The sequence below is a fragment of the Flavobacterium limi genome (assembly GCF_010645075.1).
In the GTDB taxonomy this organism is placed as follows: Bacteria; Bacteroidota; Bacteroidia; order Flavobacteriales; family Flavobacteriaceae; genus Flavobacterium; species Flavobacterium limi.
On sequence record NZ_JAADZV010000004.1, the window covers coordinates 399,042 to 413,077 of the forward strand.

The 14,036-nt window shown below is 34.2% G+C and carries 14 protein-coding genes and 1 tRNA gene; 2 read left to right on the forward strand and 13 right to left on the reverse strand.

Going from position 1 to position 14,036, the window contains the following annotated elements; genetic code table 11:
• Positions 1-148: 148 nt before the first annotated feature.
• Entirely contained in the window at positions 149-673 is a 525-nt protein-coding gene (locus tag GXM16_RS11200) for a hypothetical protein (RefSeq protein WP_163394475.1), read from the forward strand.
• Between the two features lie 79 nt (positions 674-752).
• Here GXM16_RS11200 and GXM16_RS11205 read toward each other — a convergent pair whose 3' ends face one another.
• The 11 genes from GXM16_RS11205 to hisS form a co-directional block, all read right to left on the reverse strand.
• Positions 753-1,556 carry a Cof-type HAD-IIB family hydrolase gene (locus tag GXM16_RS11205; protein ID WP_163394477.1) on the reverse strand — a complete coding sequence of 268 codons (804 nt, stop codon included), beginning with the start codon at positions 1,554-1,556 and terminating at the stop codon, positions 753-755.
• A 90-nt stretch (positions 1,557-1,646) separates the two neighbouring features.
• A complete protein-coding gene (locus GXM16_RS11210; protein ID WP_163394478.1) occupies positions 1,647-1,865 on the reverse strand; it encodes a putative signal transducing protein in 219 nt (72 codons plus the stop codon).
• A 26-nt stretch (positions 1,866-1,891) separates the two neighbouring features.
• Positions 1,892-2,602 (reverse strand): alpha/beta hydrolase, encoded by a 711-nt coding sequence (locus GXM16_RS11215; RefSeq protein ID WP_229684329.1) that lies wholly within the window; start codon positions 2,600-2,602, stop codon positions 1,892-1,894.
• Between the two features lie 118 nt (positions 2,603-2,720).
• Positions 2,721-3,383, reverse strand: coding sequence for a DEAD/DEAH box helicase (locus GXM16_RS11220; RefSeq protein WP_163394491.1), 663 nt, complete (start codon positions 3,381-3,383; stop codon positions 2,721-2,723).
• A gap of 95 nt (positions 3,384-3,478) precedes the next feature.
• Positions 3,479-4,642 carry a sigma-54-dependent transcriptional regulator gene (locus GXM16_RS11225; protein ID WP_163394493.1) on the reverse strand — a complete coding sequence of 388 codons (1,164 nt, stop codon included), beginning with the start codon at positions 4,640-4,642 and terminating at the stop codon, positions 3,479-3,481.
• Between the two features lie 87 nt (positions 4,643-4,729).
• Entirely contained in the window at positions 4,730-6,046 is a 1,317-nt protein-coding gene (locus tag GXM16_RS11230; protein WP_163394494.1) for an ABC transporter permease, read from the reverse strand.
• A gap of 106 nt (positions 6,047-6,152) precedes the next feature.
• The gene (locus GXM16_RS11235) at positions 6,153-7,073 is read right to left on the reverse strand and encodes an ABC transporter ATP-binding protein (protein WP_163394496.1); all 921 of its coding nucleotides are present in this window, start codon (positions 7,071-7,073) and stop codon (positions 6,153-6,155) included.
• A gap of 154 nt (positions 7,074-7,227) precedes the next feature.
• Entirely contained in the window at positions 7,228-8,337 is a 1,110-nt protein-coding gene (gene dnaJ / locus GXM16_RS11240; protein ID WP_163394498.1) for a molecular chaperone DnaJ, read from the reverse strand.
• A gap of 88 nt (positions 8,338-8,425) precedes the next feature.
• Positions 8,426-9,004 (reverse strand): nucleotide exchange factor GrpE, encoded by a 579-nt coding sequence (locus tag GXM16_RS11245; RefSeq protein ID WP_163394500.1) that lies wholly within the window; start codon positions 9,002-9,004, stop codon positions 8,426-8,428.
• Between the two features lie 370 nt (positions 9,005-9,374).
• Positions 9,375-9,445 (reverse strand) — tRNA-Trp (locus tag GXM16_RS11250).
• 120 nt (positions 9,446-9,565) lie between these two features.
• Positions 9,566-10,990 (reverse strand): histidine--tRNA ligase, encoded by a 1,425-nt coding sequence (gene hisS / locus GXM16_RS11255; RefSeq protein WP_163394502.1) that lies wholly within the window; start codon positions 10,988-10,990, stop codon positions 9,566-9,568.
• A gap of 247 nt (positions 10,991-11,237) precedes the next feature.
• Here hisS and GXM16_RS11260 point away from each other — a divergent pair, with 247 nt between their 5' ends.
• On the forward strand, positions 11,238-12,482 hold the full coding sequence (locus GXM16_RS11260) for an ABC transporter permease (RefSeq protein WP_163394503.1): 1,245 nt from the start codon (positions 11,238-11,240) through the stop codon (positions 12,480-12,482).
• 126 nt (positions 12,483-12,608) lie between these two features.
• Here GXM16_RS11260 and prmC read toward each other — a convergent pair whose 3' ends face one another.
• The gene (gene prmC, locus GXM16_RS11265) at positions 12,609-13,472 is read right to left on the reverse strand and encodes a peptide chain release factor N(5)-glutamine methyltransferase (protein WP_163394505.1); all 864 of its coding nucleotides are present in this window, start codon (positions 13,470-13,472) and stop codon (positions 12,609-12,611) included.
• 76 nt (positions 13,473-13,548) lie between these two features.
• Positions 13,549-14,034 (reverse strand): GNAT family N-acetyltransferase, encoded by a 486-nt coding sequence (locus GXM16_RS11270; RefSeq protein ID WP_163394508.1) that lies wholly within the window; start codon positions 14,032-14,034, stop codon positions 13,549-13,551.
• Positions 14,035-14,036: the final 2 nt, after the last annotated feature.

The window sequence follows — 14,036 nt, forward strand, 5'->3', positions numbered from 1 at the left end:
AGCGAAATTTGATAAAAAAAATTTGATAAAAAAATTTAAATCTGAACATAAGATTATTCGATTTACGACGTTTTAAAATTTTCAAACAGACAATGGGAAAGCCGAAAACCAAATTAGAGTAGGCAAATTTTTAAACTTATAAAACTATATGAAAGCATTTTTCCCCACAATCTGCTTAATGTTCTTAACTATTTTTAGTGTACAGGCACAAACAAATGCTCCTGCTGCAAATTCAAATCCGTTTCCAACAATCAGCACACTTACGACGTGGGCCAGTTTTAACTCTCAACAAAAATTTGACATTGCTATTCGTGCTGTCGGATTTAAATTTGAAGTAAAAGAACCGGGAGATGGATCTACTGCTTATACTTATATAAGAAAGGTAGTTGTTAATGAAGTTAATTATACTGACAGAATCGTTTACAGAATTACTAATACTAATTCTGCAAGTATTATTTCTCTTGTTACCGCTTCTACTGATTTGGTAAGTTTATACACTCCGCAATTAGCAACATTTAAAAATAACAACTGTAAAACCGAAATGTCTAAAGACAAAAACACAACATGTAGCTGTTATGAAAGTGATAATTTTGCAATCGATCTTTGCGATGAACGCGTAAAATTAACTATGGGTGATGGAAATAAGTATTTTGTTTCTGTAGCTAAAAAATAATACTTCTAAAGAATTCTAAAAATATAAATCCCAATTTTAAATTTAAAATTGGGATTTTTTATTACTTAAAAGTTATAATTTAGATCAATATATAACGCTGAACAACCTCAGCAACACCATCATCATTATTCGATGCTACAATTACATTTGCCCGGTCACGCAATTCTGGCGTTACATTATCAACCCAAACTCCCAGACCGGCATATTCGATCATTGTAAGGTCATTTCCTGCATTCCCAACAGCAATAATTTCGCTTTGATGAATATTCAATTTCTCTGCCAATATTTTTATGCTTGCTGCTTTATCAATTCCGTATTGGGCTGTTTCCAGAAAAAATGGTTTTGACATGGCAACACTCAGATGTGGCATTGCAGCCTTTAAGTCGTGCTCAACTTCTTTCAAATACGAAGGCTCTTCGAGCAAGATACATTTTACCGCTGGCTTCGTAACTGCTGCTTTGAAATCAGAAACTTTATTATGTGGCAATCCAGTAATCTCTTTTTCAATTTCGATATATTCAGAATCGGTTTCACTTATAATCTCACCATCCAGATATGTTATGATATGCGTCTTCATTTTTACACTGTAATCGTATAAATCATGAATTTGTTCCGGTGTTAAACATTGCTCAAATAAGACAAGATCGTCTTTTACTGTACTGATTACAGCACCATTAAACGAGATAATGTATGAATCGTTCAAGTCCAGCTCCAATTCTTTAGCGAAAGCTGTCATCGCAGATGTTGGACGGCCAGAAGCCAAAACCACATAAACGCCTTTTGCCTGAGCTTCAAGAAGTACTTTTTTATTTAATTCCGAAATTTTATGATCATCTGTCAACAAGGTATCATCCATGTCGAGCACTAACATTTTATATTGCATTTTTTCTTAGTTTTAGTCCCTGGTACTTAGTCCCCAGTCTTATTTTGCACTTAGTTGGTAAGTACTAAGTACCAGGGACTAAAAAACAATTTAAATACTCATTCTAAATTCCTCAATAACCGGATTTGCTTTTGCAAAATCTGTTTCCTGAATAAAAATTTCAACAGCCAGATCTGCTCCTCCAAAACCACCCAAACGCGCTGATTGAATATTGTCTTTTTTTACCGTTTCTACACCAGCTGCTTCTAATCTTTCCTGCAAAGCAATGGCTAACACTTCACTTCCTGAAAACGCTTTCATTAATCCCATGACATTTATTTTATTATTATTTTTCTTTATTGCAAAATTATTTTTAGCTGATTTTGAAAATCATCATTCTCATTTACACCCACATGTCCCTGATTTTCCAAAGGATAAAAATTGGCTTTGGATTTTAAAAGGTTCTTTAGCCGAAAAGAATTATCAAAAGAAATCAATTGATCGTCAGTTCCGTGAAAAATATAAACCGGCGCTTTTACTTTTGGTAAATATCTAAAAGTTTCTAAGTGAAACTTTTTCATGAAATTAGGAAAAAACGGAACTCTGCTGCTTGATAATTCTGTAAAACTATAATAAGGAGATTGCAGAATTAAGGCTTTTGATTTGTTTTCTGAAGCCAAAATTGCAGCTAAGCCTGAGCCTATGGAATAACCTGCAATGACAATTTTATCTTCTGAATATCTTTGTTGCATTGCTTTATAAACCGTTGCGACATCCTTATTTAATTGATCTTCATTTTGTATCTCGCCCTGGCTTTTTCCAAAACTTCGATAATCCAAAATAAAAATATCATATCCTAATGAAGTATAAATTTTAGAAATACTGCCCCAGGTTTCAAGCGTCCCGGCATTTCCATGAAGATAAAAAACCAAACCTTTAGAATGTTCTGCTTTAAATAAAAGTCCATGAAGATTTACACCGTCAAACGACTTAATATTTAACTCTTCAAATTCGCTCTGATATTCAAACTGATACTCTTTCGGAAGAGCTGCATTTTGGAAAATCATTCCAGTCTGATTAAAATATATGTAAGAAACAATAATCAAATAAATCACAACGAAAAACGCCAAAAGTACAATCATTAAAAATTTAATTGTTTTTATTATTTCCACAGCTATCGTAAAACTATTCTTCTTCTATTTGATCCTCTTCCTCATCTAAATCCTCCTCATTCTCTTCATCCATATCGAAGAAATAAGGCTCCAACAGCATTTTTTCTGCCAAGATTTCAATGCGCTCCGTAAGGGTTTCTGCAAAAATAAGGCGTTGTGTTTTAGCAATACTATTTGATATACGCATTATTTTGGGTTCATGACGCAATTTCAAAATCGGATCAGCATCATCAAGAATAAACATTTTAAGACGATTTACATTGTAACCGGCGGTACTAAACATATCATTCAGTTTTGTTGGAGTTCCTATTAAAACATCAATTCCGGTAGACACATAGTTTTTATCGTAATCCATGTCGCCTTTATCATGAACTCCGTAAACTTCAAGATTGGTATATTTTCCATATTTCTCAAAAAGTTCTTCCATTGCCAAAACTTTTTCTTTGTCTTCAACAATGATTAAAGCACGTGGAGATTCTTCATTCTTACCTGCCAACTGCTGAATTACATTTAATACAATGGTTGTCGATTTTCCGGTTCCTGCTGGAGAAATAATCATACAATCAGCACCGCTTTTAATTGTCGAAAAAGTTTCCAATTGCAATATATTTGCTTGTTTTAAACCATTTTCAATTAAGGCATCTTGTAATTTCTCGTTTATTTTTTTTAGTTTCATTCTTAATGATTAAAAGATTGAAAAATTAAAAGATGACAAATTTTCAGTTTAAACTAAACCATTGAATCTTTCAATTTTCAAATCATTAAATTATTTTATTTGCTTGCAAACATTTTTACGTCAGTTTCAGAAATTTCACTTCCTCCCAGAATAATCAATCTTTCAACTACATTTCGAAGTTCACGAATATTGCCTGTCCAGTCGTATTCCTGTAATAATTTTATCGCTGATACCGAAAATACTTTCAGGGCGTTTCCTTGTTCTGACGCAATCTTTTCTGTAAAGTGCTTAATCAAGGCTGGAATATCTTCACGTCTGTCATTTAATGCAGGTACTTTAATTAAAATCACTGCCAGACGATGGTATAAATCTTCACGAAAACGGCCTTCTGCAATTTCTGTTTTTAAGTCTTTATTAGTTGCCGCAACGACACGAACATCAACTTTGATGTCTTTATCAGCACCCACCCTGGTAATCATGCTCTCTTGTAGTGCACGCAAAACTTTGGCCTGAGCCGAAAGACTCATGTCACCAATTTCATCCAGAAAAATAGTTCCTTTGTCAGCTGCTTCAAACTTTCCGGCACGATCTTTCACTGCCGATGTAAAAGCACCTTTTACGTGACCAAACAATTCACTTTCGATCAACTCACTTGGAATAGCTGCACAGTTTACTTCAATTAAAGGAAAACCAGAGCGCTCACTTTTTTCATGTAGCTGATGCGCGACTAATTCTTTCCCCGTTCCGTTTGGTCCGGTAATTAAAACTCTTGCTTCTGTTGGAGCCACTTTATCAATCATCACTTTGATGTGATTGATTGATTCACTTTCACCTATCATTTCGTAGTTTTTACTGACTTTTTTCTTTAGTATTTTATTTTCAACTACTAATTGTTTTTTATCCAGAGCATTACGAACCGTATTCAGCAAACGATTCAAGTCCGGCGGTTTTGAAATATAATCAAAAGCCCCTAAGCGCATCGTTTGGATTGCCGTTTCCATATCGCCGTGACCGGAAATCATGACCATCGGAATTTCTGGTTTTACCTTTTTTACTTCTTCCAAAACCTCAACGCCATCCATTTTTGGCATTTTGATATCACACAAAACCAAATCGTAGTCGTTGTTTTTTATTTTTTCAAGTCCGGCAACACCATCCTCAGCTTCATCCACCTGATACGAATCATTTTCTTCTGATAAAATTTTTACCAAAACTCTTCTGATTGCTGCTTCGTCTTCTATAATTAGTATTTTACTCATTCTTTTTTAAGGGTCAAAGTAACAGAGGGTCAAAGTAACATAGAAAACTTTGTGTCTTTGTTACTTTGAAACTTTGTAACTATAAAGTTAATATTTAAGCCATTTATACAATTCTTTCCAGGTTGGTTTTTTACCATACATTAAAATACCTACACGGTAGATTTTTGCAGCGAACCACACAACAAGGAAAAATGTAGCAAACAATAATGATACCGAAATTACGATTTGCCACCAGGGCACACCAAAAGGAAGTCTCATTAACATTACAATTGGCGACGTAAGCGGAATCATTGAAAAAATTACCGCAACACTTCCGTGCGGATCATTTACAACTGTAAAAAACCCAATGTAAACGCTTAGGATTAATGGCATTATGATTGGCAACAAAAATTGCTGTGAATCAGTCTGATTATCAACGGCTGCACCAATAGCTGCGTAAAATGAACTGTATAAAAAATAGCCTCCAATAAAATAAATTATAAAACCAATTAAAATACTGGCAATTGGCAGATTCCAGGCTTCACTTAATCCTATCTGCATCATTTCTGAAAAATTATGCCCCATCGATTGCATCAAAACAGGTGGAAGCGTAGAACCCGACCCTACATTTACGCCAAAAAATACGGAAGCTGCGAACATTAATCCTAAACCAATGATAGCCCAAATTACAAATTGTAAAATTCCAGCCAGTGAAGTTCCTACAATTTTACCGATCATCAATTGAAATGGCTTTACCGAAGAAATAATAATTTCTATAATTCGGTTTGTCTTCTCTTCGATTACACTTCGCATTACCATGTTCCCATAAATGATAATGAACATCATAATCAGATAACCGAATGCCCCCCCTATTCCAATTTTTATCTCGTTTAATCCTTTTCTGCTTTCTTCTCCAGAAGCTTTAATTAAATGAATATTGACATTTGACTGTGCTTTCTTAATGGCCAAAGTGTCCAGTTCGGCTTCTTCTAGATTTAGTTTTGTGATTTTTGAAGCAATAATATCCTGTGTATTTTCTACAAAAGAAATACTTGGACTGTTATTCGAGATAAATTCAATTTTACTTTCTAAATCTTTGCTATGTTTTGTTTTAGGGATAACTATTAAGCCACTAAAATTTTCTTTTGTAATACTGTCTTTTAAAGCTTTTAGATCAATTTCAGATAAATTGAGATATCTAAATTCTGTCCCTTTTTTATTTTCTTTTAAAAAATCAGCAGCAAAAATCCCGGTTTCGTCATGAATTGCAATTCGTTTGGTTTCAGCTTTCATTGAACTCAGATAGCCAATAAAAACTGCTATGGCTACAAATAAAAGCGGACTTAAAAAAGTCATAACAACAAAAGACTTATTACGGACTTTAGCAATAAATTCTCTTTTTATGATTAATGAAATTATACTCATTTATTTTAGATTGTTAGATTTTTAGACTTTCTTAGACTTCTTAGATTATAATATATTTGACTCTTAAATTCAGTCTAAAATCTAAGTTGTCTAATGACTTAAATATCTAAGAGGTTACCGTCTGGATAAAAATATCGTTTACACTCGGAATATTTTCTACAAAGTGTGTCACCTGACCTCTTTGTGTCAGTAGATGTAATAATTCGTTTGGCATGGCATTCCCGATTTGAATATTTAATTTCAAATCATCATTTAAAGATTTAAAATTAGCAGGCGACACAGTAAACTTCTGAGTGATATCATACACCAAACCTTCCACATTATTGGTCAGGATTCCAACTTCAAAACTATTGGTTTTAAACTCTCGTTTTACATCACTTACCTTTCCTTCTATTAATTTATTCGATTTATGAATTAAGGCAATATGATCACACAGTTCCTCAACGCTTTCCATTCGGTGTGTCGAAAATATAATGGTTGAACCCTGCTCTTTCAATGCCAGAATTTCATCTTTAATTATATTGGCATTTACCGGATCAAAACCTGAAAATGGCTCATCAAAAATCAACAATTTAGGTTTATGCAGCACACATACCACAAACTGAATTTTCTGCGCCATTCCTTTAGAAAGCTCCTGAATCTTCTTGTTCCACCAACCCTGAATTCCCAAACGATCAAACCAAAAATCCAGCTGCTTTTTAGCTTCGGCTTTAGAAAGTCCTTTCATTTGTGCGAGATACAAACACTGCTCGCCAACTTTCATTGAACTGTATAAGCCTCTTTCTTCCGGAAGATAGCCTATCGTCTGCACATGTTTTGGCTGCAGTTTTTCTCCATCCAGGGTAACTTCACCGCTATCGGGCAACGTAATTTGATTTATGATTCGAATAAGGGAAGTTTTTCCGGCTCCATTTGGACCTAATAATCCATAGATACTACCTTTCGGTACATTTAATGAAACTTCGTTAAGTGCGACATAGTTACCGTATCGTTTTACGACTTTATGGACTTCTAGTAAGTTGCTCATGCGATTTTTTAAATTTTCTGCGTCAATTTGACTATTGTGGCTTTGCGCCTGTAAAAGTAAATAATTTGGGCTGAACCTGCGAACTATTAATCAAAAAACCCATTCCGCTTTTTACGAAATGGGTTTAAATATCAAACATTTTATAAAGTTCAGATTATGAAAACATATCTTTTACTTTCTCAAAAAATGATTTTTCAGATTTTTCAGGATTAGGAACAAAATGTTCACTGTTTAAAGCATTTTCAAAGAATTGCTTTTGCTCCTTGTTCAGAGTTTTCGGCGTCCATACATTTACATGAACTAATAAATCTCCGTTTCCGTATCCGTTTAAGCTTGGAATACCTTTTCCTTTCAATCTTAAGATTTTTCCGGATTGGATTCCTTCTTCCAGTTTGATACGCACTTTTCCATTAATTGCTTCTATATCTTTAGAAACTCCTAAAACTGCTTCAGGGAAACTGATGTATAAATCGTAGTGTACATTTTCACCTTCACGTTTTAAGAATTCGTGCTCAATCTCTTCGATGGCAACAATTAAATCTCCAGGGATGCTATTTCCAGGAGCATCGTTTCCTTTGTTAGAAACTTTCAACTGCATTCCGTCGGTCACCCCTGCAGGAATTTTGATTGATACTGTCTCGTCTTCCTGAACCATCCCCTGAGCATCAGCCTCAGAAGGTCTTTTATCAAGAATTTGCCCAGAACCACCACATGTAGGACAGGTAGAGGCCGATTGCATTCTTCCTAAAATAGTGTTAGTTACACGCATTACCTGACCTTGTCCATTACAGGTTGAACAGGTTTTATAGGTAACACCTTTGGCCTGAACTTTACGTTTTACTTTTACTTTTTTCTCAACTCCATTTGCAATTTCTTCCAAAGTCAGTTTTACCTTGATTCGAAGATTACTTCCTTTGGCACGACGAGGCCCCCCGCCTCCGCCTCCGAAACCGCCAAATCCACCACCAAAAATATCACCAAACTGGCTGAAAATGTCATCCATATTCATACCACCATGACCACCGCCAAATCCGCCTGAACCATCAAAAGCCTGATGTCCGTACTGATCATACTTCGCTTTTTTCTGTGGGTCACTCAAAACTTCATAAGCTTCTGCTGCCAATTTAAAGTTTTCTTCCGCCTCTTTGTCTCCCGGATTTTTATCGGGGTGATATTTCAATGCACTTTTTCTATATGCTTTTTTAATTTCGGCAGCATCAGCATTTTTTGAAATGCCTAGTATTTCGTAAAAATCTTTTTTCATAATTAGGTTAAGTTCCAATCCCGGTAATTATGCGGGATAAATTCCAAATTCCAATACTTAAAAATTGAGTTTCAGAACATTATCTGTTTTAGTTTCCAACAACAACTTTAGGAAAGCGAATAATTTTGTCTCCTAATTTGTATCCTTTTTCAATCACATCAACAATTTTTCCTTTTAATTTATCAGATGGCGCCGGAATTTGAGTAATCGCCTCAGCAACATCTGCATTAAAAGCATCTCCAGCCTGAATTTCAACCTGCTCTAAACCTTTTCCAACTAAAGTACTTTTTAGTTTTTCATGAATCAATTCAACACCTTTTTTCAGATTTTCATCTTCAGATTTGTTGATTTCTACAGCTGCTCTGTCAAAATCGTCCAAAACAGGCAGCATGGCCAGCAAAACTTCCTGGTTAGCAGTTTTGAATAAATCAATACGTTCTTTTGAAGTTCTTTTTTTGTAATTTTCAAATTCGGCAAACAATCTCAAAAATTTGTCCTTTTCTTTAGCCAAATCTTGAGTCAATTGCTCCTCAACACTTAATTCCTCAACAATTAATTGCTCTCCATTAGCGTTAGTCTCTATCGTTGCATCATCTAATTCCTGATCGAATTCTGTATTTTCCGTAGTCATATTACTTTTATTTTTAAAAATATTTTTAAACTTCATTTTTATTCTTTCTGTTGGATTGCAAAAGTACTGCCAAATCTTTTAAAATGTCAAATTGTCACTTTTAAAATTTTCATATTATTCTAAGCTGTAATTTCTTAAAGAAAAATTTAGTATAATTTTAAGACTATTACGTTATAGTTTATTTTATATTTGAGCCTGAAAACCAAATCAGTATTATTAACCTATCAAAGTTGAATTTAAGGTTTTAGCCTCGGCTTTATAAATAATTATTAATTCAAGTTTACCTTATATTAAAAAAAGCTTCGTCTGAAATAGGCGAAGCTTTTTTTTATTCTTTTATCTTTAACTTTTCAGAACAAATCTCACTAATAATTTATAACTATTTGCCGTTGATATATTCTTATCGCACGGGCGGAGGGATTCGAACCCCCATCAACGGTTTTGGAGACCGCTATTCTACCCTTGAACTACGCCCGTAACTTGAGGTCGCAAATTAAACAGTTTTTTTCTTTTCCTGCAATTATTTCATGCAGATTTCATCTGATAAAAACTGATCTGACTAGAAATCAAAACCATAGAGAAAATATTTTTTCACTCTTAAAGCAAAGAATTCTTCAATCCTTCAAAATCTACAGAAACCTGCTCCCCTGTCACCAGATTTTTCAACGCATAAGAATTTGAAGTAATTTCCTGATCTCCAACCAATACGGCAAACGGAATCAAACGTTTATCTGCATATTGAAATTGTTTTCCAACTTTTACATTATCCGGATATAGTTCTACTTTTATATTTTCTCGTCTCAATTTCTGAATTGCCTGAGAAGCATACAAAGCTTCTTTATCTCCATAATTTACAAACAGCGCTTTTGATGTCGCAGCAACTGTTTCAGGAAATAATTGCAGTTCTTCTAAAACCAGATAGATTCTGTCCAGTCCAAAAGAAATCCCAACGCCACTCATGTTTTTCAGACCGAAAATTCCGGTCAAATCGTCATATCTTCCGCCACCTCCGATAGAACCTATTGAAACCGTTTTTGGCGCTGCAACTTCAAAAATAGCTCCTGTATAATAATTTAGTCCACGTGCCAAAGTTACATCAAGGTCTAATGTCGCAGTCGACAAACCTAAAGTTGCCACATTGTCACAAATAAACTTTAACTCTTCAACTCCTTTCATACCTTCTTCTGATTCAGCTAATAAATTAGAAAGCTTATTTATTTTGTCAGCAAAAGTTCCTGAGAAACTAAAAAGCGGTTGTACTTTTACCAAGGCATTTTCAGAAATACCTTTTTCGATCATTTCCTTTTTTACTCCGTCTTCGCCGATTTTATCTAATTTATCTAAAGCTACTGTAAAATCGATCAATTTATCAGATGCCCCAATTACTTCTGCAATTCCGGACAATATTTTTCGGTTATTGATTTTGATGGTCACACCTTCCAATCCTAAAGAAGTAAAAACAGTATCATACAATTGCACCAATTCTACTTCCTGCCATAATGATTTTGAACCTACCACATCGGCATCACATTGAAAAAACTCTCTAAAACGGCCTTTTTGTGGACGATCTGCCCTCCAGACCGGCTGAATCTGGTATCTTTTAAAAGGAAATTCAATTTCATTTTGGTGCTGTACAACGTATCTTGCAAAAGGAACAGTCAGATCATAACGCAATGCTTTTTCTGAAATTTTTCCTGTAAATTTATTAAGCTCAATTCTTTGATCAAGATTGATTGTCTCTGCCGAATTAGTCTGAAGTATTTCTAAAGATTCCGGTAATTCAATTTTATTTTTATTAAAGAAAAAATTACCTGAATTCAATATTTTAAAAATCAAACGATCACCCTCTTCACCATATTTCCCCATTAAAGTGTCTGAATTTTCAAATGAAGGAGTTTCTATCGGCTGAAAACCAAATTTTTCGAAATTAGCTTTTATGGTTTGAATGATATATTGACGTTTTGACACCTCTGCCGGTGAAAAATCCCTTGTTCCTTGTGGTATACTTGGTTTTGAAGCCATTTTTTTTATTTTAGATTTAGATTTTAGATTTTAGATTTCTTTGAAACTAAAATACAAAACCTTTAAGATTGATTTTATTTCTAGATTTTTTGATTGTTGATTTTGACATTTCGCCTTTAAGACTTTATGACTTTCCAACTTTCGACTTAATTCTAAATCGCCTGCAAATATCTCACTTTTTAAAATAAATAATACAGCTTCGAAAACAAACTTGTAACAAAAAACGTATTTTCGTGACAAATTGGTCATGATGCTAAAACTATTTAAAGAAAATATCAGAATTGCTTTTGGTTCTATCAAAACGCAATTGCTCCGAACCATTCTTACCGTATTGATTATTGCTATCGGAATTACAGCTTTGGTTGGAATTTTAACCGTAGTAACAGCACTGGAAAATACCGTTTCTACCAATTTTGCATCAATGGGTGCCAATACTTTCAATATTAATCAATACGAAAATACCGTTAGAAACCGTGGCGGAAATGAACGTGAGGTCATCAATCCTATTATTTCATATCCAGAAGCTGTCGCTTTCAAAAACAAATATAAATATCCTTTTACAGAAACTTCCCTTTCATTTACAGCAACTTCAAAGGCCGAAGTTAAATATTTAGATCAAAAAACAGATCCGGAAATTACTATAGTAGGCGTTGATGAACATTTTATCGGCAACTCCGGCTTAGAAATCAATTCAGGCCGAAGCTTTAATCAGTTTGATATTGACAACAATACGTATTCCTGCGTTGTAGGTTCTGATTTTGAAAAAGGTTTATTGAAAGACGTTAATCCAATCGACAAAATCATTTCGATTCGCGGTGCCCGCTTTAAAGTTATTGGCGTTTTAAAAGAAAAAGGTTCTACTTTTGGAAATAGTCAGGACTTAAGAGTTTTAATCCCGATTCAGGTGGCGCGTTCCTTGTTTACAGCTCCAAACATCAATTATACGATGAGTGTAATGGTTTCTAAAAAAGAACTTTTAGATGAAGCTGTTGATAATGCAACAAGCACAATGCGCCGGGTACGTAAACTTAACCCTGTTCGTGACAATAATTTTGGTATTGGCCGAAGCGATGATTTAATTAACAGAATTCTTGGTATTACAAAATATCTGGGCTGGGCTTCCTGGATTATCAGTATTATCACCATTTTAGGATCATCAATCGCTTTAATGAACATTATGATTGTTTCCGTTACCGAACGTACTCGCGAAATTGGTGTGCGCAAAGCTTTGGGCGCCACAAAAATTACTATTTCAGTTCAGTTTTTTATCGAAACTTTATTGATTGGACAAATTGGCGGTTTAGTCGGAATCGTTTTAGGAATTTTAATTGGTTTTGCGTTTGCAGCTGCAATGAGTTTTGCGTTTGTAATTCCCTGGATGGCTATTTTTGCAGCTTTTGGAACCAGTTTTATGGTTGCCATTGTTTCTGGATTGTACCCTGCAATCAAAGCTTCTAAACTGGATCCTATTGAGGCGTTGCGTTATGAGTAGTTTTATTTGAAGCAGAAGTCACTCGTTTCAAAACACCTTTTGTCCCGCTATCCGTTACAATCTTTTGTACCAAACTCTGGCACAAAAGGATTTCCACTTCTATCGGGGCTAGATTAGAAATTTATGTTACAAATCTCTTTTCATCCCCTTCATCATACGATCATTATCATAAATATCTTTTCGTAATTCAATATTTCTAAAATCCATTTTTTCCAGTAATTCAGTCATTTCCTTTCCCAAATACTGATTGATTTCAAAGTACAATTGTCCTTTTTCTAAGAGATTTTTTTGAGCTAATTCAGCAATTTTCCTATAAAAAATCAATGCATCATTATCATCCACAAAAAGTGCCAGATGTGGTTCGTAATCCAGGACATTCTTTTTGATTTCCTGCTTCTCTAAATGGCGGACATAGGGCGGATTTGAAACAATAATATCAAAATTAGATTTCAGGATTTCTAAGTCTAAAACACTCTTAAGTATAAAAGTTATTTTTACATTATTATTTCTCGCATTTCTTTTTGCCGTTTCAATAGCTTTCTTCGAAACATCCATAGCATAAACTTCTGCATTTGAGAGATTTTTCGCCAGTGAAATTGCAATACAGCCGCTTCCGGTTCCTATATCCAGAATTTTTAACTTTTTAGTTTTATCAGTAATCTTATTTTCATTAATAATCCATTCAACCAACTCTTCGGTTTCTGGTCTCGGAATCAAAACGTTTTCGTCTACTTCAAAATCTAAACCGTAAAAACTTGTTTTTCCCAGTAAATACTGAATCGGAATTTCTTTCTTCAATTCATTTAAAAAAGCATCCCAAATTGCTAAATCAGCATCTGAAAAAGCCAATTCATGGTTCAGTGCCAAATCTATCTGCCTGAGATTATGTTTATTTTCTAATATCAAATAAAAAAAACTTTCTGCTTCGTATGCATCATACAATGAAGAGAGTTCCTTTATAAATTGAGTTCTGTATTGTTTGATTTTCATTTTGGTTTTTGAGCATTTTTAGCAATATTCAATTGCATTTTGTAAGTATTGCTAAATAAATTATCACAATGTGATTTTACAATTCTTTCAACATCCAGACAGGGCAGGAATTATGACCGGTACATCCTAACGGAGCATCTAAATACTCAAATCCTGACTTCCTATATAATTTTTGGGCAGCATGCATAAAAGGCATTGTTTCTAAATAACATTTTTCGAAACCAAAGTTTTTAGCATGCTCTAAACATTTTGCTATCATTTTGCTTCCAATTCCCAATCCGCGGGTTTTGGGCAAAAAATACATTTTTTGTAATTCGCAAATCTTCGGACCGCCAGTCTCCAAAGGTGCGATTCCACAACACCCTGTAATCTCACCTTCACTTTCAACAACAAAATAAATGGCCTGAGGCTTATTATATTCTTCAAACATCAAATCCAAATACGAATCTTCATAAGCTGTTCCTGTTTTGGGAATTTCCATTTCATCAAAAACCGATCTTATTAATTGGGCAACTGCCTGATTGTCTTCTTTTTTAATTTCTCTGATAATCCAATTTTTCATTT